The organism is Paenibacillus sp. GCM10027628, from assembly GCF_042676385.1.
Classification (GTDB): domain Bacteria; phylum Bacillota; class Bacilli; order Paenibacillales; family NBRC-103111; genus Paenibacillus_E.
Genome location: NZ_JBHTHA010000013.1, coordinates 75,527 through 94,514, shown reverse-complemented (window position 1 = coordinate 94,514; position 18,988 = coordinate 75,527). Strand labels below are relative to the sequence as shown.

Here is an 18,988-nt window from a genome sequence, read left to right as displayed (position 1 = left end):
CGTAGATTTCCGCTATATGAAAACTTTCCCTATCCAACACATACCGCCAAGCCCTTATAATTAAAACTAATTACTTTCGGAGGTGTTCGATCATGTTAAAAAACAAATTCGCTTTCTCCACACTGCTAAGATGGAAAAAATAAGCGGTAGATCGGTACTTTGCATGGATTTGGTCCAATCTGCCGTTATCAGAGAGGCGGATTCTGCTTATTATGAAACTACAAGCATCACAAGTGTTTACATGGATGGGCTTCATGACATCCCTTGCCAATTCAACGATGTTCACTACCTATGCGGTGTATCAGGTTATAGCATTAGGGCTTAACCCATTCCAGCTTCTGCTGGTAGGAATGGTTTTAGAAGTAACGGTTCTTCTATTTGAAGGCATCACAGGTGTTGTCGCGGATACGTACAGCCGTCGTTTATCTGTCATTATCGGAATGTTTATTTTGGGGGCAGGTTTTGTCCTTGAGGGAAGTGCGATGTGGTTGGGGGCGGCGACACCGATCCTAACGGCATTCGGATGGTTACTTATTTCACAGGTTTTCTTTGGGCTTGGAGCTACTTTTGTCAGCGGTGCGGATACCGCTTGGATCGTCGACGAGGCGGGTGAAGAGCAGGCAGGCAGCGTCTTCCTGCGTGCCAAACGAGTAGGTCTTACCGGCATGTTGCTGGGCATTGCACTTAGTGTAGGCTTGTCTGCGCTAGCCTCGAACTTGCCTTATATCATCGGGGGACTTCTGTATATCGTGCTGGGCATTTTCTTGATTCGCTTTATGAAAGAGACCAAATTCAAGCGTGCAGAGAATCTGTCCCATTCCTCACATTGGCAAAATATGAAAGGCACCTGGCTCTACGGCACACAGATCATCCGTCGCAAGCCGGTGCTTCTCATGATGCTCATCGTTACCTTGTTTAGCGGCGCCGCCTCGGAAGGGTATGACCGGCTCTGGCAGGCGCATCTCATTACGGATGTCGGCTTCCCGCATGGCGTCAAGTTCACGACAGCGTTATGGTTCGGTGTCATCGCATTTTTGTCCACGATACTCAGCCTATTCGTGATGCGGTTGGCAGAGAAGCGGATGGACATGAGCAGCGAACGGGTTGTTTTCCGCGGGATGCTCCTATTGATAGGAGCCCGTATCGCGGCCATTCTGTCCGTTGCCTTATCGCCCAATTTCGTCTGGGCGATAGTGTCCGTATTGTTCTTCGAAATCGTACGAACACTCAGCGGGCCGATTTACGATACATGGCTCAACTTGAACATCGAGAGTACGTCGCGCGCGACTGTACTTTCGATGATGAGCCAGTCGGACGCTCTCGGCCAGACGGCCGGCGGCCCAATCGTCGGCTGGATCGGCAAGCGCTTCTCCATACGCGCTTCCCTCGTGGTCGCCGCCGTACTGCTGACGCCAATCCTGGCGGAATTCACCCGAGCGCTGCGCAAACGATAAAGAGCAAAGATATAGTCAAAAGGCTGTCCCACTAGTAGCAATAACTACTGAGGACAGCCTTTTCTTATGGTGCGACAGAGACAGGCGTCATCGAGCCGCCCTTAAGCTATTTTCCGAACTAATTGCTGTAGATAGCGCCAGCGAATGGCTAGGAAATATACGACCTGCACGGCGATGAAAAAAACAAAAATAAGGATAGAGTTCTTAACAATCGAAAAATCGACAAGCAGCTGCAGCGCTGTGAAAGCGACCGCACTATGGATGAGAGCCATCAGAATCGGCAGGAAGAAGAGGATCAGAAGTTGCCGAGTTACGATTTTTCTTAATTCCGCCCGGCTTAAGCCGATTTTACTAATCATCTGATATTGCTTTTCATCCCGTTCCATATCGGCGTACAGCCGGAAGTAAATAAAGCTCGCGGCAAACGTAAAGAATACAATGCCGACCATCACGCTGACAATCAGCAGGATGCCATTTACTTGCTTGCCCATTAACCATGTAATCACAAGCGCATTAAAATAATAATGGCCGTCTCTATCATCCGGGATAGCTTCCTGTAGTTTACGCGATACATCTTTCGACGCTTCCCAATTAGGCACATTGAAAAAGTAATAGGTTTGCGATCGAAAGGTGGAAGCATTTTCTGCATCCGGGGGCATTTGATCATAGAGCGCATCCGTAACAACGATCATTTTGCCTCGATAGGGCATGACGATATAAGGCAGTGCTTCGGTCACATTCAGCTTTATATTCATTTTGCCTTGTATGAGCTGCATGGATGAAGGGACTCCGTTTGGCTTGCTGTACATGTTTTTTTGCGTCACATTGGTCGGAGCCAAAATCACATCATTCTCGCCGCTTAAGGAAGCGGGTTTATGCCCGAGTGCTTTCAGTAAACTATTGTAATCGGTGAGCTTGACAACCGTTAGCGAATTTTTGCTGTATTTGGGAGTGACAGAGCCCATCTGATAGGGAAACTGCGCATCTGTCAGCTGTTTTTGAATCTCGGTCAGATGTTGATCCCGCAGCTTGTCATCCGAGGAAGACGCATAGGTAAACGCATAGGGGTCAATCATTTCCGCCAAGCCAGGGCTTCCAATGGCTACGCAAGTGCCGATGCCAGTGAACGAAACCGCCGAGATGATGGAAACCATGAAAAACATGACGGAATTGTCCTTTAACCGGTAGGCCAGCTCGGAAATCGTTAGCAGATTCGTTTTTCTGAAGAAAAGACGATCTTTCCTTTTCAACGCCCGAATTGCATAGACGCTTAGTTGCGTGAACAAAAAGTAGGTCCCGAGCACGACCAAACCAACGCCCGCGCCTAGTAATGGCAGTAGGAATGCACGCGCCAAAACAAAGTAGAATACAGCCGCATATCCCAATCCAATAAGGATCACGGCCAGCAGGGACAGCCATATCGATGCTTGCGGTTCAGGCTTCGGCTTTTCTTCGGATTTCATCAGTTCAACGAGCTGAACCCGCTTGCCTAATGCGGCCGTGAACAAGGAAATAAGCAGAAAAAGGCAGATAAATGCTCCGGCGGTCGTCCATATGGCTTTCACAGGCACATAAAAAGGGAGGCCGTTCTCGATGTACAGCAGCGCAGCGCTGCCTAATAATATAAGCTTGGAAAAAATAAGCCCGACAAGGAGACCGGTTACGATGGAAGCGAGTCCAATGATCATATTTTCAATAAATACGAGCTTGTTGAGCTGACGAGGCGACATGCCCAAGGTTAAAAGAATACCAAACTCTCTTTTACGCATTTTCAAAAACGCGCTAACTGAGTACATCAGGAACAGAAATGAGAAAATAAGAATTAAATATTGCGAAATCTTCATCCCCATCGTCCCGAGCTGGCTCATCGTTCCACTGGTGGAACGCAGTTCCCCTTGCAGGTTGGGGTGGAACAGCAGCAGCGCATAAGTGAAAAAAACCATGACCGAGAAGGCGCTGCTTAGAAAATGGGCGATATACGTACGCTTATTGCGCACGATATTGTTAAACGCGAATTGTCGAAAATTCATGCCCGTTCCCTCCCATTAGCGACAGCACATTGATGATCTTTTGATAAAAAGAGGCGCGGCTGTCTCCGCAGTGAATCTCGTTGTAGAACTCACCGTCTTTGATGAAGACGACACGGTTGCAGTAGCTGGCTGCAATGGGATCATGCGTGACCAGCATCATGGTGGCTTCTTCCTCTTGGTTAAGTTTGGCCATGAGCTCCATAACATCGCGCGCCGCCTTGGAATCGAGGTTTCCGGTCGGTTCGTCAGCAAGCACCAAGTGCGGCTTATGGATGAGCGCCCTGGCAATGGCTGTCCGTTGCGCTTGGCCGCCGGAAATTTCATAGGTGCGCTTGTTTAAAATCCCCGCAATGCCAAGTTTCTCCGCCATAAGGTCTACCCGTTTGTTCATTTCCTTTAAATCAACGCCATCCAAGGTCAGAGGCAGTACGATGTTTTCCTTAACGGTTAATGTGCCTAGCAAATTGAACGATTGAAAAACGAATCCGAGCTCGCGCCGGCGGAAAAAGGCCAGTTTGTCCGGCGACAAGCGATGCGGATTTTCGCCGCGAATCCAGATTTCTCCGGATGTGGGGGCATCGATCGTCGAAATTAGATTGAGCAGAGTGGTCTTACCGCTTCCCGAAGGGCCCATGATGCCTACAAACTCGCCTTTTTGTATCGTCAAATCAATCGTGCGCAGGGCTTCATAAGGGACTTTCCCAGGATACACTTTACTTAAATCGCGAACATTCAATATGTCCATGTTTTTCATTCTCCTTAACCTATCTATTATTCTGTGATTAAGTGTAAATCAGCGTGCCCTTTTTTCCTATGAGCTAGCCTTTCATTTACCTAACAACTTTGTAAGGTTAGCTTGGAACAGAAAAAAGGCGAATGGAGAGCCATTCACCGAGACTAAGGAAACGTAATGCGTACTGTCGTTCCTTTGCCTACTTCAGATTGAATATCGATTCTATGATTCAGCTTGTCACTGACTTCTTTGACCAGATATAGCCCCATCCCTGTCGATTCTTTAAACATCCGTCCGTTCTCCCCGGTAAAAAAGGGGCGGAATACGCGGAATAGATCCGTAGCCGGTATGCCCACGCCGCGGTCGCGCACTTCCAGCCATACGGTACGGCCCTCAGAGGACGCGGTGACAATGATTTTATCCCGATTGCCGGCCGAGTATTTGATCGCATTGAATAGCAATTGCTGCAAAATAAAAGTGAGCCACTTCGCATCCGTTTGAACCGTAAGGTCCGCCTCAACCTGGATTTCCGGGTATACATAGTTCCGTATAAATAACCGCTTGTTGTCGCGGATGACCTCGTTGACGATTTCCCGCAGCGATACAGGCTCCACGCGAAAATCTTGCTCGAACGTCTCCAGTCTGGCCATGTACAGCACCATTTCCAGCCCTTTGCGCAGCCGGTCGGTCTCTTCCGAGATGCTTTGGAGCCGCTGATCCTCGTCGTCCTGTGTGATTAACTCAATGACGGACAGAGGCGTTTTCATTTGATGCACCCACTGATTCATGAAGTTCAGATGGTTCTGCTGCTTACGTTCCCAGGTTTTCAGTTGGTGTTGATAATGGTTGTATTGAGATACCAGCAATTGATTCATTGCCGCGGGCAAAGGAGCGTGCTCCAGGGTTGGGATCGTATCGTTGAGGGAGGCTGCTGGGTTAGACAGTCTTTCATAAAAACGGCGATGTCTGAAATACCGGTAAGTTAAATAGACCAGAAATATACAAACGCTTAGGAAAAAGGCATATAAAATGACCGATAGATGATGAAAACCGTCCAGCCAGCAGACGAGCAAGGCTACGAACAATTGAAGGATCGTAAAACCGATCAAAGGGAGGTGTTCGCGTACAAAAAGCTTCAAATTGACGCCCCCTGGTCCAGCCATGTCTGATTTAACCGATAACCGACGCCGCGCAAGGTTTCCAAAGCGTCATCGATCCCGAGCTCGGATAGTTTCTTGCGGATGCGGGTGATATTGACACTAAGCGTGTTCTCATCGACGAACGTATAGTCGTCCCATAGCTTGTCGAGAATCGTCTCCCGGCTGACCACGCGCGGGCTGCGTTCGAGCAAAGTCTCGATCAGAATCGTTTCTTTGCGGGTCAAAGCAACCATCTCGCCCTTCAGGTGGAGCTCCATGCGTTCCGGGTATAGGACTAGCCCGGACTGTTCGACCGTTCGCTCGATCATTTTGGCGGCATAATCGCCATAAACGCGCCGGAGCTGGCTGCGGATTTTGGCCATGACGACTTCGTAATGGAAAGGCTTTGTTATGTAATCATCCGCACCGTTTTCAATGGCTCTCACTTGATCCATTTCGCCGCTTCGCGCAGAGATGAAAATAATCGGGCACGTAGAGACTGTGCGAATTTGGCGGCACCAATAGAATCCGTCAAAGCTCGGCAAGTTGATATCCAGCAGCACGACATGCGGCTGCATCTCTTGAAATTGATCCAGTACACGTTGAAAATCGGTCACGATCAAGCCTCTATCTCCATATTTCTCAATATGCGATTGAAGGAGCTCGGCGATCTTGGGGTCGTCTTCGACAATCATAATGCGGTACATCGGGAATCCTCCTCTCATAGACCTATGACTAGGATAAATGATTTCAGTCAAAATACCAAAATTTCCAAGTGAACATATTTCTTATACTTTGGACAAAATATTTTTAGAGGTGAGGATATGGACAAAACTCAATTAAAACTAACATCGACGGAAATCGGAGCATTGTGGGGGCAATATGTAAATGGCACAATGGCAAATTGTGTGAATAAATACATGCTTACAATTATAGAAGACACATCCATTAGAGAGGTTTTTGACGACGCAATAAAAATAACGGAGAACCAAATGCAGCAGGTTTCTGCTTTTATTCTGGAGGATGGATTTCCATTACCGATAGGATTTACAGATGCAGATATCAACCTCCATATAAAAAGGCTATTTTCAGATATATTTTGTTTGGACTATTTATATCTCATGACCGTTCATGGTTTAAACGGGCACCTATATTCCCTTACTACAGCAGTCAGAAAAGATCTAAGGGACTTTTTCGATTCCTGTTTAACGGATGGAAAAAATATGTACCAGCGCACTGTTGATTTATTGCTTGAAAAGGGGCATTTTCAAAGAGACCCGTATTTTTTCCCACGTGCCAACCCGGAATTTATTGAAAGTAAAGATTATCTCGATGGTTTTTGGGGAGATAAACGTCCTCTTTCGGCGTTAGAAATCGGTAATATTTCCCTTAACCTGAAGAAGAGCATTATGGCAAAAACGCTTGGAATTGCATTTAGTCAAATTGCCGGATCCAAAGAAATAAGAAAATTTCTAACCGATGCCGTTCAAGCGTCAAATGACCACATCCAAACACTAAGTAAAAAACTAAAAGATGATAATTTACCTGTACCCATGTCCTGGGAAACGGAAATAACGGAATCCACAGATTCACCGTTTTCAGATAAACTTATCATGTATCACACTGGTTTTTTGTTTCTAACTGCTCAATCCTATCATGGGTTAGGACTAGCCGGCTCTATGAGGTCTGATCTGATTTTTGATTATGAGAAAATAATTCTCAAAGACCTAGCCGTAACCAAAAGTTGGTTTGATCTCATGGTCAAACATAAATGGCTGGAACAACCCCCAATCGCACCAAACCGAAAAGAAATTGCTCAACACCAATAATCGTTCAGAAGGGGTGCCTAAGGCGCCTCTTCTTTCGCTTTTTTATAATTCATCAATCTGACTTATATTGCATTTTACAAATAAAGAATTCCCCCTTATGATGAGGAGGTCGTGATCTCGTATAAAAATGCCGTGGGAACCTTTTCAATATTGCGGCGTAGTACATCAAGATAACTGCAAATAAGATCCGACTTGCATCGGAAGAGGGAGTTTTATAAGAATGACTTATAAGGAAAAAGGCGGATGGCGTTCTGACGTCGCGCCTTACGAAAGACCACATATGAAGCACAGTGTGTGGCAGATCATCAATACACTGGTGCCATTTTTTCTGCTCTGGTATTTCGCTTATCTGAGTCTTTCGATCTCGTTCTGGCTGACTCTTCCGCTAACGATCGTTGCAGGCGGATTCCTGGTACGGATATTTATTATTTTTCATGATTGCTGTCATAAGTCTTTTTTCAAAAACAAACTTGCCAATGAAATCCTGGGGACAATCACCGGTATTCTGACGTTCTGCCCTTACCATCAATGGCGGTATACGCATTCAGTGCATCACGCTTCCAGCGGGAACCTGGACCGCAGAGGTGTAGGGGATATTTGGACGCTAACCGTCGATGAATATTTGTCTTCTTCACTGCCGCGCAGGTTGTATTATCGGTTGTACCGTAATCCGGCAGTCATGTTTCTCATCGGTCCGATCTACATTTTCCTGATCGATTACCGGTTTAATCGCAAGCAGGCAGGGGCCAAAGAGCGCGTGAACACATATATTACCAACCTGAGTATTGCTGGCGCGGCGGCATTGCTTTGCTGGGCCATCGGTTGGCAGTCCTTCTTGCTGGTTCATGGACCGATTTTCTTCGTTTCGGGCATGGCGGGCATCTGGCTCTTCTACGTGCAGCATCAATTCGAGGAAACGTACTATGAGAATGAAGAAGAGTGGGACTATGTGAAAGCAGCTATGCATGGAAGCTCCTTTTACAAGCTGCCGAGAATCCTTCACTGGATCACGGGAAATATCGGCTTTCACCACATTCATCATCTAAGTCCGCGGGTGCCAAACTACTATTTGGAAAAGGTTCATAATAAAAACGAAGTGCTGCGGGATGTGCAGACGATAACGCTCTGGACAAGCCTGCAATCCCTGAAGTTCCAAATCTGGAACGAAGAAACGAAAAAGTTCGTAGGGTTCAAAGATCTCAAAAATCTCAAACAGTTTGCTTCGGTCAAGAAGCCAATCATCTCCATAAAAGCGGATTCATGAAAAAAAGCTGTCACCTAAAGTAGAGTTTGTCTACTTTGGGGGCAGCTTTTGTTTTTGAGTAATCGTATATACACAGCGATTTTCGCCGGAAAGGATATGCTCAACCCGTTCGACTTCGGCTTGCTCGCCCAGAACGGTGCGCAGCATGTTCAGTTCATTTTGGCATAGGCCTGAGCAAGACATCGCCGCTTCGCAGATGGGGCAGTGCTTTTCGATAAAAGAATAGCTTCCGTCCTCATGTGCCTGGATTTCCGCCATATAGCCTTCTTTTGTTCGCAGTTCGGCCATCGTTTGCAGCTTTTCCTGAAGCGGGAATTCTGCGGGAACGTGAGATCGGTACTGCTCGATTTGCTTTTTGTTCCGGACCTCCAGCAATTTCTCCAGCCCGGCTTCGCCGAAAGCCTCTTTCATCGAATCGATTAAACTAACCGTCAGCTCTGCGTATCCATCTTGGAAAAGCCGATTCGCCTCGGGCGTCAAACGCCACATTTTGGCCGGTCTTCCCATAGCCCGCGCTTCTTCCTCGTAGTCGACCAACTTCTCTTCCTGCAAAGCATAGAGGTGCTGCCGTACAGCCATCCGGGAAATATCCAATCGTTCCGCAAGCGCCGCAGCGTCCAGGCTCCCGTGCTCTTTGAGCAGGTTAACGATCGCTCTGCGGGTACGTACGGTGGTGTCTTTACTCGTTTCATCCGTCCTCTGTCTCATGGATACTCCTTGTCATAGATGGTATGTGCTTGTTGGCACTAGGGGGAAGTTCTCAAGGACATTGTAAAGAAAATTATTGACAAAGTCAAAGGGATTCACTAGCATATACTTTATAAAGTAATTTCTTTACAAAGTTCGGCGGAGAGGATGGATGAAGAGATGGGGATAACGACACGTATGAAGGGCTGCATGAGGGGTTGTATCGTATGAAGCCATTATGGACGCAGTCTTTTATTACCTTAACGCTATCGATGTTTTTCCTGTTTACGGGCTTCTATTTGCTAGTGCCTACGATGCCGCTTTTTATCAAGCAGCTGGGCGGAAGTGAGTCGCAGGTCGGTGTGGTGATGGGGTTGTTTACGATATCTGCCGTTGTGATTCGCCCGTTTGTTGGTGGACTGCTGGACAGGATGGGGAGAAGGCAGTTTGTCCTTGGAGGCCTGATTCTATTTGGGTTAACGATGTATTCGTACAGTTGGGTGAGCAGTATGTTTCTGCTGCTGGCGCTTCGTTTGGTGCATGGCGTGAGTTGGGCGATGGCGACGACTTCGATTGGCACGGCGGTTACCGATACCATTCCGGAAACGCGTCGCAGTGAGGGGATCAGCTGGTTCGGCATGTCAACGACTTTGGCTATGGCGGTCGGGCCGCTCATCGGTGTTTGGATGCTGCAGAAGCAATCCTTTCACGGGCTGTTCACCTTGTCGACGGTATTGATACTGATCGCTTTGGTGGGCGCGTTCCTTACGAAGATGCCGTTCCAGGCGAGACCGAAGGCAGGGCGCATGGTATTATTCGATAAGGCCATTCTCCCGGTTACATCCTCCATCTTCTTTCTGGCTTTCGCTTATGGCGGAGTGATGACGTTCTTACCGCTGTTCGCTGCATCCATCAAGGTCAACTCCGGCACCTTCTTTCTGGTCTATGCGATTGCACTCACGATCGTACGATTCATTTCAGGCAGGCTGGCCGACCGTTTCGGTGAAGCAGCCGTGATCGTCCCCGGCTTCCTGCTAGCCCTAGCCGCTTTAACTACGCTAGCCAGTTCCCATGGTCTCGTTGGCGTCGTTGCAGCCGCTATCCTGCTTGGCTTTGGTTTTGGCTCCGCACAGCCTGCGCTTCAAGCTGTCACGCTGCGTCTGGTGAAGCCCGATCAGAAGGGGATGGCGAATGCTTCCTTTCAGACGGCTTTCGACCTGGGCATCGGTATCGGCACGATTCTGCTGGGCTTGATTTCACAAGGCTTTGGTTACCCGACGCTGTTCGTGGCCTGTGCGGTAGCCGGCTTCATCTCTTTCATCATCTATGGTGCATTTTCAAGACAGGAGAAAAAAGCGCACAGAACCGGCGCTACTCTGGAGTCTTAATCAATATGGACTACGGACTACCTCACAATCGCGCGGGCAAAACATTCGGTTATACGCCAGAGGCGGCGACTACATCGATCCGACACGGGAGGCGAGTGAGATGGCCGTTAATTTTATGAAAAAAACGATGCAATTATTCGGCATAAGAAACTTGACGACCGTCATTGTCAAGGGTCATAATCAGAAGCCGGATCAATCGGCAGCGCTTATTCAAGCCAGCGTCAACGAAGCGGCGGAGGTTGCGCGTACGTTTTAAGCGGAGCAATGTATGAAATCGTATGACTAACGTGCGGAGCTGTCCCATAAGTAGATGATACTACTTGAGGGCAGCTCCTTTTTTGTATCAGCAACGTTGAGATGGCTTCTGGGATAGCGAATGCTGCCAAGTAGTCGGCAGCTATTATGATTTAGCGCCCCACGGTGCACTAATATAGAACTTTGGGGCGCTAATAAGTGGGAGAGTTGTCCGCTGAGAGGAGGGAGAGAACAAAAGTCCATATACAGCGAACATCGTTCGTTATTTATGGACTTTTGTTCGTTCCAGCAGGAAACAATGCGAGCTGACAAACATTAGCGTCCTTACAGTGCCTAATTTACGACCTTTGTTACTAATGCCACATCATCGCATCGCGATCCCATATCTTCCACATGAGCCAGCTGGTTGTTGATAGTGGCAATGGAATAGTCTTTTGGGGCTATCTGAAGGAGCTTCAGGGTCAACCTCTTTTTTTGCATTTTCCTGCGTTCATCAAGTCTCCGACTTAAACGTCTTTCCGAGCTCCCCGCCCAAGCCAAAGTAATGCCGGAAGTTGTAAATGAGCGGACTCCAAGCGGAGGGATCGATGTGGCGGTCGCCGAGGACGATAGGCTCATGCGCATGGACTTTGAGCGCCTCCGTCTCTACGATGGCAAAGGAGGCGTCATCCGACGTCAGTTGAATATGCCGCACCTGCGCCTCTATCTGCAAGGGGCATTCTGCCACACGCAGGGGCTTGACCGCCACTGATGGAAGCGGTGAAAGTCCGGCAGCGCCGAACTTGTCCTTCTCATACCGGTACTGTGCCTGCTTCGCAGCCGGAACAGGGTCACAGCCCGTGAGCGGAGCAAGCCGCTCGACGTGCTGCCAGAGCGAAGGATCGGGGAGATTCACGACGCATTCTCCCCGGCGTTGCAAGTTCATCAGCGCTTTGCCGCCGGCGCCAAGCCCCAGTACAATGTGCTGACCTAAGGCCCATGCCGAGGACATGGGGGTCAGATTGGTCGTTTCATCTTCGTTCAGCGTTGATAACAGGACGACGGGCGTCCCGAAATAAAGGATACTTGGCTGGACTTCACGTATGTGTGGTTGCTGTTGATTCATATATGATTCACCTCATAGCAAGTATAAAGGCGAATGTATTCGACCGGCATCGAAGTATGAATGAGATGAGGCGGAGGGCTTTTTCCACCTAAAAAAAACACAAGCAGGTGAAAAGGCATTCCATTGTTGGAAGCGCTTCAGAAAGGTACGATGTAGCTATATCATTGACGAAGAATCAAGTGAGGGGGACCCATAGATGGCGGTCAACGCACAAGTAGCAGAACAAGTAAACCGGCGTTCGCAAGTCAATAAAGGGCAGAGCTTTTTGCGAACGCTTTGGAAGTATAAGGCACTGTACCTCATTTCGCTGCCAGGCATTATCTACTTTATTGTTTTCAAATATGTACCGCTGCTCGGTTCCATCATCGCTTTCCAGGATTACAACATTTTCGATGGCTTTACGGGGAGCAAGTGGATCGGATTTGATAATTTTACGAGGATGTTCGCTCATTATGACTTCCTTAAAATTTTAAACAATACGCTGCTCATTGGCTTATACGACCTTGTGCTTGCGTTCCCGGCGCCGATCATCCTGGCGCTCCTTTTAAACGAACTGCACGTCGTGCTTTACAAGCGGGTGCTTCAAACCGTCGTTTACATGCCCCACTTCCTATCGTGGGTCATCGTGAGCGGGATTGCGATCGGCATCTTGTCCCCGTCGACCGGGGCGGTGAACCACTTCCTCAGTCTGCTGGGCTTTCAGCCCATCTACTTTTTAGGGGAAGAATCGTGGATTCGCACGGTGCTCATCTCCTCGGGGATTTGGCGGGATTCCGGCTACGGTACAATCATTTATTTGGCTGCACTGGCGGGGATCAACCCCGACTTGTACGAGGCTTCGGAAGTAGACGGCGCCAGCCGCTGGTGGCAAACGATTTCGATCACGATTCCGTCGCTGCTGCCGACGATTATGATTTTGTTCCTGCTGCACATTGGGAAGTTTCTCGACTTCGGCTTCGAGCGCGTTTTCGTGTTCTTGAACCCGCTCAATAAGGAGCACGGCGAGATTCTGGATACGTACATTTATACGGCGGGCTTACTTGGCCAGCAGTTCAGTTATACGACGGCGATTGGACTTTTCAAAGCGGTAGTCGGCCTGGCTCTCATTGTGACCGGCAATTTCCTAAGCAGGAAAACGACCGGCGAAAGCTTGTATTAAGACGGAGGTGAATGCGAGATGAATCGCAAGCCGACAGCCAGTTGGCAAGTATTTAATGTCTTCAATGTGCTCTTTCTATCGCTCTTGGCGCTCGCGATGTTCCTGCCGTTCTTGAACGTGCTGGCCCAGTCGTTCAGCTCCTCGGAGGCGATCGTGAACGGCAAAGTTTTTTTCATGCCGGTTGAATTCACGACGATTAATTACCAATATGTGTTTAGCGACGCAGCCATCTGGCGTTCCTTCGGCGTCACTGTGTATATTACGGTGGCAGGGACGCTCATCAACTTGATTGCAACGGCTTCGCTGGCGTACCCGGTGTCCCGGCCTGAGTATGCCGGCCGAAACATAATCGTCATTATGGTGTTAATCACGATGGTATTCAGCGTGCCGCTCATACCTAACTTTATTTTGATGAAAAACCTGCATCTGACCAACTCGCTATGGTCACTCCTATTACCAGGTGCGATCAGTGCCTTTAACTTCTTCGTGATGAGGTCCTTCTTCATGCAAATTCCGAGTGAATTGATTGACTCCGGGCGCATGGATGGCTGCTCCGAGCTTCGCATGATGTGGAGCATTGTACTGCCTTTGTCCAAGCCGGTGATGGCGTCTTTAGGAATCTTCTACGCCGTGGGCCATTGGAACACGTACCAAAACGCGTTGTATTATATAAATAAGCCTGCGCTCTGGCCGCTTCAGGTGAAGCTTCGGCAGTTAATTACATCGGACGATATCAGCATCGACCCGGCTGCCTCTCAATTCAGTGCGCTTGCCCATATGGATCCGGAAGGGATCAAAATGGCGACGATTATCATCGCAACGGTTCCGATCATTCTCATTTACCCGTTTTTGCAGCGCCATTTCGTCAAAGGGATGATGGTAGGGTCCGTGAAGTCATAATAAATTCCCATCGTAGATAAAATCGTTATTCTTTACCGCATTCTAAAAAAAAGACAATTCAAACCAAAGGCATTCCATAGTCGTGAGGTTGCACCGCTCTTACAATGAGGATATGAAAGCGCTATAATCCAAGTGAACTGAAATGAGGGGTACAATGAAAAAGTGGATTCCTGCCACAATGGCAACCGTTTTAATGGCGAGTGTACTGGCCGCTTGCTCCGCGAAGCCTGCGGAACAGCCAAGCGCATCGAACGCACCCGGCACTGCGAGTGCAAAGCCTGCAGAGAAAACGAAGTTTTCCATCTCTTTGCGTACATTGGCGTTCGGGCATGTTGAGAAATCGCCGAATATCAACGAAGACAAATGGGTGAAAAAGCTCGAAGAGCTGACGAACACCGATATGAATATCGTGCTGGTACCGCACAAGGAATATGAGCAAAAAATGATTCAAATGTTCGCAACCAACGACATCCCCGATGTCGTGCAGGGCAGCGGCGGCGTGAACGGCAAAGAAATGGCAGGTTCGGTCAAAGCGGGTGTTTTCATGCCACTGGACGATTTGCTCAAGCAATATGGCCCGAATCTCTTGAAAAAAGTGCCGAAAGAAGCTTGGGATAACGTCTCTTACCAAGGTAAAATCTTCGCGATACCGGAATACTTGTCCAATCCGTCCCGTCGTGCGATTTTTGTTCGCAAGGATTTGCTCGATAAAGCGGGCTTAGGCGTGCCGAAAACCGTGGACGAGTATATGGCCGTCCTTCGCAAATTCAAGGAAATGGGTGTGGAGAACCCGTACATGGGTCGCGAGAATTTCAAGTATGCGGATTCTTTCTTCGGCGCTTATGATGTATTCCCATACCTGTCCATGTTCGAGCAGCAGGGCAATCAAATCGTACCGAAGTTCTTCGATACAGAGAACATGACGAAAGCGCTGCAAACGTACAAAACTATGTTCGATGAAGGTCTGATCAATAAAGAGTTTGCGACGATCAACGCAACGGTGTTTAAGAATACAATCCTTGCCGGTAAAGCGGGCATGTGGTCCATGAACGCCAACGAGCTCTTGCAGTGGGAGGCGCAGCTCAAAGCAAACGTGCCTACGGGCGATATCGAGATAATCGCATCTCCGACCGGCCCCGACGGCAAAGGCGGACACTATCTGTACGGACCTGCGCCACGCGCTTACTTCATCAACAAGAACGTCAAAAATGCTGCGCAAATTATCCAATTCTTTGATTGGATGATGTCCGACCAAGCGGAGAAGTTCTTCACATTCGGTATTGAAGGCGATACGTACAAAACGGTGGATGGCAAAATCGACTACAAGAGCCCGACGGACCCGGCAGGCGTTGACGAAGAGCGTTACCGTCAATCATTCTTGTGGCTGGTACAAGACACAACTTATAATAAAGGTACGCTTAGCATGACGGAAGATGGCAAGAAATTAATGAACGTGTATGACACCACGCTGAAAAATGAAGGCCGCGATGGTATCTCGTTCGAGCCTCGTTTGGATTCCTTACAGAAAAACCCGGATATCTCGCCGCTTTCCGACCAAGCGCCTCCAGTTATTTTGCAGCATATGGTGAAGATGGTGTACGGCAAGGAGCCGATCTCCGATTGGCCGAAAGTGCTGGAGGAGTGGAAGTCCAAAGGCGGAATCGATGTGATTAAGGAAGCTACCGAGAAGTTCAATAATAAAGATTCCGGTACGACTGTGTCGATGCCGCGTAAATAATAAGCTCACTTAATCTGAGCCCTTACCGTCTCCTCACGAGCTCATTAGCCGTGGGGAGCGGGCTTTTATCAGGAAATAAAAGGAAGGAGCGTTCTTCATGTACCGCATACTCATTGTCGATGACGAACCGATGATACGCAAAGGATTGCAAAAGCTAGTGGAACAATCGGAACTGCCGATCGAAAGCTTGCGAACCGCCGAGAATGGCGTCGTCGCCCTGCAGCGGATTCAAGAGGAACGTCCAGACTTTCTATTCACCGATATCCGGATGCCCAAGATGGACGGCTTGGAGCTGTGCCGTCAGGTGGCGGAGATGGATGCCGATATTCAGGTTGTCGTCATTTCCGGTTTCGGTGATTTCGAGTATGCGCAGAAGTGTGTGTCCTACGGGGTGAAGGAGTACTTGCTCAAGCCCGTTAATATTAAAGGGTTTCAAGGCGTTTTGGAAAAATTAATCCGGACCAAAAGCAAGGTCAGTTCCGAAACGTTCATCGCCGTAACGAAGCTGGAGCAATGGGCCAGCCGGATGGAACAGACAGTGTGGATGCTCCAGGGAACTGAATTGAACGGTTTGCTGGATCAAATCCGGGCCGAGCTGCGTGAGTATAAGCTGAAGTTGAACCGGATTTGCGATATTTTACAGGAAATTCACACGCTATTGCATCAACGTTTGAACGTTCGCGATGTGTACTTTTTGCAAGGCGAGATGGATTTAACCGGGGCCAATAACGAAGAAGAGATCTGGCAGCGGTTCCGGTCGGCGGTACTATGCAGAATGGAAGAGTTGAAGACGAAACGCAAAGGCAAACTGAAGGATCCGGTTGAAGAGGCCAAGCAGTACATGGAAGAGCGCCTGGCGGAGGAAGTGTCTTTGGAGGAAGTAGCGGAATATATCGGGCTTAACGCTTCCTATTTCAGTCAATTGTTCAAGCAGTCAACGCAGGAGACGTTCGTGCAGTACCGGACGCGGCGGCGGATGGAAAAGGCGAAGAAGCTGCTGGAACAGCCGCAGTGGCGAATTACGGACATTTCCGGTGAGGTCGGGTACGCGGACCATCCGCATTTTACGAAAACCTTCAAGAAGTATGCGGGCTGTCTGCCCTCCGAATACCGGCAGCAAATGGGTATCCGCTCATGAAGAGGAAGACGCTTTCCGGGCAAATTTATTTGTATTTCATGATCGTGATCGTGTTGTCGCTTGTCTCCGTAGGCACTTTCTCTTATATACAGTCTTCACGGGCGCTTGACGTTCAGGTTAAGCAATATATGGAGCAAATGATCGATAGCGCCAACTACCAGACGGACAGCTATTTGCAGGCTTATGAGCTGCTCAGCAATGCATTTTCATCAAACTCGGACGTTCGGGCTTTCATGGAGATTATGCCGGACGATGCTTATGAATACTATTATTATTCGGACAAAATCAAGAAGTTTGCAGAAGCGTCCGTGTTGTCCATCGTCACGTTATATAAGCAGTTGAACATGATCTATGCCGTCGGTCAACATGGCCGCTCGGTGATTTATGAGAATCAGAACTTACTGAATTTCGATCCTGTGCTCGTCCAGGAGAAGTATGAAAATCTCATGAAGTCGACGCCGGTAGACGGGCGCATCGTACTGCTAAATATGAGTATCCGTCCCGTTGATCAGGGCTCGGTTGTGACGATGGCCCGCAAGGTTAGAGGGCCGTCCTACGGGGATGCTAACCGGGGCGTCGTAGCGATTGAAATCAAGCTGGCGGAGCTGGCAAAGATATGGGATCGTGTCAGTTTGGGTAAAGAGGGCTTTTTCTTTATCGTCGACGATGCAGGCAATTACATTTATCCGCCTTCCATGGGGCAGCGCGCACCGGGAGATGAGCTGGCTTCTCTCGTTCTGGCCAGCGGCAATCAAACCTTTTTGCATAAGTACAATGGCGAGGAACGTATGTTCGTTTCACGCAAATCCGGCTATTCCGACTGGAATCTCGTAGCTTCTATGCCGGTGCAGGAGCTTCGCCGCCCCGTAAATACGATTCGCACGACGACACTGATCGTCGGTTTGATCACGCTGGCTGCGGCCCTTTGGCTGGCTTCTCGATTCGGCCGTTCCATTATCGCTCCGATCCGCGGGTTGAAGGATAGCATGCGCGAGACGGAAAAAGGAAACTGGCAGTACATTGACGAAATCGGGCGCACCGACGAAATCGGCGGGTTGATTCACAGCTACAATCTCATGGTGACACGCCTTTCGGATATGATCGGGAGGGTGTACGAGGCCGAGCTGGAGCAGCAAAAGAATGCGCTGGTATTAGGGCAATCGGAACTGGAGCGCCAGCGCGCTGAATTTCAGTCGCTACAGCTTCAGATCAATCCTCATTTCTTGTACAACACGCTAGAAACGATCAATTGTTACGCGATTGTGCAGGACTCCGGCGAAATTACCGAAATGGTCGAGGCGATGGCATTCATGCTGCGCTACTCGGTGCAAACGAATTTGGAAGAGATTACAGTGGCTAATGAATTGAATCATGTGCGCAATTATATGATTATTTTGCAGCACCGGACAGGAAGCGAATTCGAGATTGATGTCGCCATACCGCCGAACTTGCTGCTGGAGCAAATGGTCCGCTTAACGCTGCAGCCACTCATCGAGAACATTTTTCAGCATGCGTTCCCGGATGGGGTGGAGGCACATCATTCCATCCGCATCGATGCAAGCAAGGAAAATGGCCTGTTCCAGGTGTTCATCGAGGACAATGGAACGGGTATCAAGCCGGAGCGGCTCGCCGAGCTTCGCATGAAGTTGGAACAGAACCGTTTGGCGGAGCCGGATGAAATCCAAGGGGCGAAACGCGGGGGCATTGGCTTGATGAACGTCCATCGGCGGATCCAGATGGTATTCGGCGAGGCGTACGGTTTATCCGTCGAGAGTGAGTGGGGGAAGGGAACGCGCATGACGATGACGATGCCGCAAACGGAGAAGCCAAAGCTGCGGGGCAAGGATGCTTAGGGTGGTGGTGAGTCGTCGAACGGGTAGATGCGTGCCCGGGCATTAACTTCCATCGTGCATCCTCTTGTGGACGGCCGATGTGATTTAGATGGAAAATAAACAGCTATTCTCGCTGTATTTAAGCAAAATTCGCATTTACATGGAAAAGCTCCAGTTAATCGGCTGCTTTGATAAGTTTTTATAGAATATGGCTGAAATTAGCGGGAAGTTTTCCAGGTAGTGTGCTTCTTACGCGAAAATAAGCTCAATTTGATGGAGCTTTTCCTGTTAACTTGGCTTCGTTCTTACTAGCTACATGGCCAGGGAACCTGGATCT

At 48.9% G+C, this 18,988-nt stretch carries 16 protein-coding genes; 10 read left to right on the top strand and 6 right to left on the bottom strand.

Annotated features, from left to right (window positions below; translation table 11 throughout):
- Positions 1-212: 212 nt before the first annotated feature.
- Positions 213-1,454 carry an MFS transporter gene (locus ACFQZT_RS13820; protein WP_379300718.1) on the top strand — a complete coding sequence of 414 codons (1,242 nt, stop codon included), beginning with the start codon at positions 213-215 and terminating at the stop codon, positions 1,452-1,454.
- A 101-nt stretch (positions 1,455-1,555) separates the two neighbouring features.
- On the opposite strand, the gene ACFQZT_RS13815 is transcribed toward ACFQZT_RS13820, so the two are convergent.
- The 4 genes from ACFQZT_RS13815 to ACFQZT_RS13800 form a co-directional block, all read right to left on the bottom strand.
- On the bottom strand, positions 1,556-3,484 hold the full coding sequence (locus ACFQZT_RS13815) for an ABC transporter permease (RefSeq protein ID WP_379300716.1): 1,929 nt from the start codon (positions 3,482-3,484) through the stop codon (positions 1,556-1,558).
- Positions 3,459-4,229, bottom strand: coding sequence for an ABC transporter ATP-binding protein (locus ACFQZT_RS13810; protein WP_379300714.1), 771 nt, complete (start codon positions 4,227-4,229; stop codon positions 3,459-3,461). The genes ACFQZT_RS13815 and ACFQZT_RS13810 overlap by 26 nt, the downstream gene beginning before the upstream one ends.
- A 152-nt stretch (positions 4,230-4,381) precedes the next feature.
- Positions 4,382-5,356, bottom strand: coding sequence for a sensor histidine kinase (locus ACFQZT_RS13805; protein WP_379300711.1), 975 nt, complete (start codon positions 5,354-5,356; stop codon positions 4,382-4,384).
- Positions 5,353-6,063 (bottom strand): response regulator transcription factor, encoded by a 711-nt coding sequence (locus ACFQZT_RS13800; protein WP_379300709.1) that lies wholly within the window; start codon positions 6,061-6,063, stop codon positions 5,353-5,355. The genes ACFQZT_RS13805 and ACFQZT_RS13800 overlap by 4 nt, the downstream gene beginning before the upstream one ends.
- Positions 6,064-6,180: 117 nt before the next feature.
- On the opposite strand from ACFQZT_RS13800, the gene ACFQZT_RS13795 reads away from it, so the two are divergent.
- Complete coding sequence (locus ACFQZT_RS13795) at positions 6,181-7,185, top strand: DUF3231 family protein (protein ID WP_379300707.1); 1,005 nt, start codon at positions 6,181-6,183, stop codon at positions 7,183-7,185.
- Positions 7,186-7,405: 220 nt separating this feature from the next.
- Entirely contained in the window at positions 7,406-8,449 is a 1,044-nt protein-coding gene (desA, locus tag ACFQZT_RS13790) for a Delta(5) desaturase DesA (protein ID WP_379300705.1), read from the top strand.
- Positions 8,450-8,479: 30 nt separating this feature from the next.
- On the opposite strand, the gene ACFQZT_RS13785 is transcribed toward desA, so the two are convergent.
- Positions 8,480-9,157 (bottom strand): helix-turn-helix transcriptional regulator, encoded by a 678-nt coding sequence (locus ACFQZT_RS13785; protein WP_379300703.1) that lies wholly within the window; start codon positions 9,155-9,157, stop codon positions 8,480-8,482.
- 206 nt (positions 9,158-9,363) lie between these two features.
- Here ACFQZT_RS13785 and ACFQZT_RS13780 point away from each other — a divergent pair, with 206 nt between their 5' ends.
- Positions 9,364-10,524, top strand: coding sequence for an MFS transporter (locus ACFQZT_RS13780; RefSeq protein WP_379300701.1), 1,161 nt, complete (start codon positions 9,364-9,366; stop codon positions 10,522-10,524).
- A gap of 100 nt (positions 10,525-10,624) precedes the next feature.
- Positions 10,625-10,780 (top strand): NADPH-dependent FMN reductase family protein, encoded by a 156-nt coding sequence (locus tag ACFQZT_RS13775; protein ID WP_379300699.1) that lies wholly within the window; start codon positions 10,625-10,627, stop codon positions 10,778-10,780.
- A gap of 492 nt (positions 10,781-11,272) precedes the next feature.
- Here ACFQZT_RS13775 and ACFQZT_RS13770 read toward each other — a convergent pair whose 3' ends face one another.
- On the bottom strand, positions 11,273-11,884 hold the full coding sequence (locus ACFQZT_RS13770; protein WP_379300697.1) for a flavin reductase family protein: 612 nt from the start codon (positions 11,882-11,884) through the stop codon (positions 11,273-11,275).
- 196 nt (positions 11,885-12,080) lie between these two features.
- On the opposite strand from ACFQZT_RS13770, the gene ACFQZT_RS13765 reads away from it, so the two are divergent.
- The 5 genes from ACFQZT_RS13765 to ACFQZT_RS13745 all read left to right on the top strand — a co-directional run bounded on the left by ACFQZT_RS13765 (position 12,081) and on the right by ACFQZT_RS13745 (position 18,672).
- Positions 12,081-13,043: an ABC transporter permease gene (locus ACFQZT_RS13765; RefSeq protein ID WP_379300695.1), complete on the top strand. Its 963-nt coding sequence runs from the start codon at positions 12,081-12,083 to the stop codon at positions 13,041-13,043.
- A gap of 18 nt (positions 13,044-13,061) precedes the next feature.
- Positions 13,062-13,943, top strand: coding sequence for a carbohydrate ABC transporter permease (locus tag ACFQZT_RS13760; RefSeq protein ID WP_379300693.1), 882 nt, complete (start codon positions 13,062-13,064; stop codon positions 13,941-13,943).
- Positions 13,944-14,097: 154 nt separating this feature from the next.
- Complete coding sequence (locus tag ACFQZT_RS13755) at positions 14,098-15,681, top strand: extracellular solute-binding protein (protein WP_379300691.1); 1,584 nt, start codon at positions 14,098-14,100, stop codon at positions 15,679-15,681.
- Between the two features lie 97 nt (positions 15,682-15,778).
- On the top strand, positions 15,779-16,819 hold the full coding sequence (locus ACFQZT_RS13750; RefSeq protein WP_379300689.1) for a response regulator transcription factor: 1,041 nt from the start codon (positions 15,779-15,781) through the stop codon (positions 16,817-16,819).
- Positions 16,816-18,672, top strand: a complete 1,857-nt coding sequence (locus ACFQZT_RS13745; RefSeq protein WP_379300687.1) for a cache domain-containing sensor histidine kinase — start codon at positions 16,816-16,818, stop codon at positions 18,670-18,672. Before ACFQZT_RS13750 ends, ACFQZT_RS13745 begins: the two co-directional genes overlap by 4 nt.
- Positions 18,673-18,988 lie beyond the last annotated feature (316 nt).

Bases quoted from the DNA above. Each gene is read 5' to 3' on its own strand.
- ACFQZT_RS13820 (WP_379300718.1), top strand. From the start codon at position 213: ATGAAACTACAAGCATCACAAGTGTTTACATGGATGGGCTTCATGACA.
- ACFQZT_RS13815 (WP_379300716.1), bottom strand. From the start codon at position 3,484: ATGAATTTTCGACAATTCGCGTTTAACAATATCGTGCGCAATAAGCGT.
- ACFQZT_RS13810 (WP_379300714.1), bottom strand. From the start codon at position 4,229: ATGGACATATTGAATGTTCGCGATTTAAGTAAAGTGTATCCTGGGAAA.
- ACFQZT_RS13800 (WP_379300709.1), bottom strand. From the start codon at position 6,063: ATGTACCGCATTATGATTGTCGAAGACGACCCCAAGATCGCCGAGCTC.
- ACFQZT_RS13795 (WP_379300707.1), top strand. From the start codon at position 6,181: ATGGACAAAACTCAATTAAAACTAACATCGACGGAAATCGGAGCATTG.
- desA (WP_379300705.1), top strand. From the start codon at position 7,406: ATGACTTATAAGGAAAAAGGCGGATGGCGTTCTGACGTCGCGCCTTAC.
- ACFQZT_RS13785 (WP_379300703.1), bottom strand. From the start codon at position 9,157: ATGAGACAGAGGACGGATGAAACGAGTAAAGACACCACCGTACGTACC.
- ACFQZT_RS13780 (WP_379300701.1), top strand. From the start codon at position 9,364: ATGAAGCCATTATGGACGCAGTCTTTTATTACCTTAACGCTATCGATG.
- ACFQZT_RS13775 (WP_379300699.1), top strand. From the start codon at position 10,625: ATGGCCGTTAATTTTATGAAAAAAACGATGCAATTATTCGGCATAAGA.
- ACFQZT_RS13770 (WP_379300697.1), bottom strand. From the start codon at position 11,884: ATGAATCAACAGCAACCACACATACGTGAAGTCCAGCCAAGTATCCTT.
- ACFQZT_RS13765 (WP_379300695.1), top strand. From the start codon at position 12,081: ATGGCGGTCAACGCACAAGTAGCAGAACAAGTAAACCGGCGTTCGCAA.
- ACFQZT_RS13760 (WP_379300693.1), top strand. From the start codon at position 13,062: ATGAATCGCAAGCCGACAGCCAGTTGGCAAGTATTTAATGTCTTCAAT.
- ACFQZT_RS13755 (WP_379300691.1), top strand. From the start codon at position 14,098: ATGAAAAAGTGGATTCCTGCCACAATGGCAACCGTTTTAATGGCGAGT.
- ACFQZT_RS13750 (WP_379300689.1), top strand. From the start codon at position 15,779: ATGTACCGCATACTCATTGTCGATGACGAACCGATGATACGCAAAGGA.
- ACFQZT_RS13745 (WP_379300687.1), top strand. From the start codon at position 16,816: ATGAAGAGGAAGACGCTTTCCGGGCAAATTTATTTGTATTTCATGATC.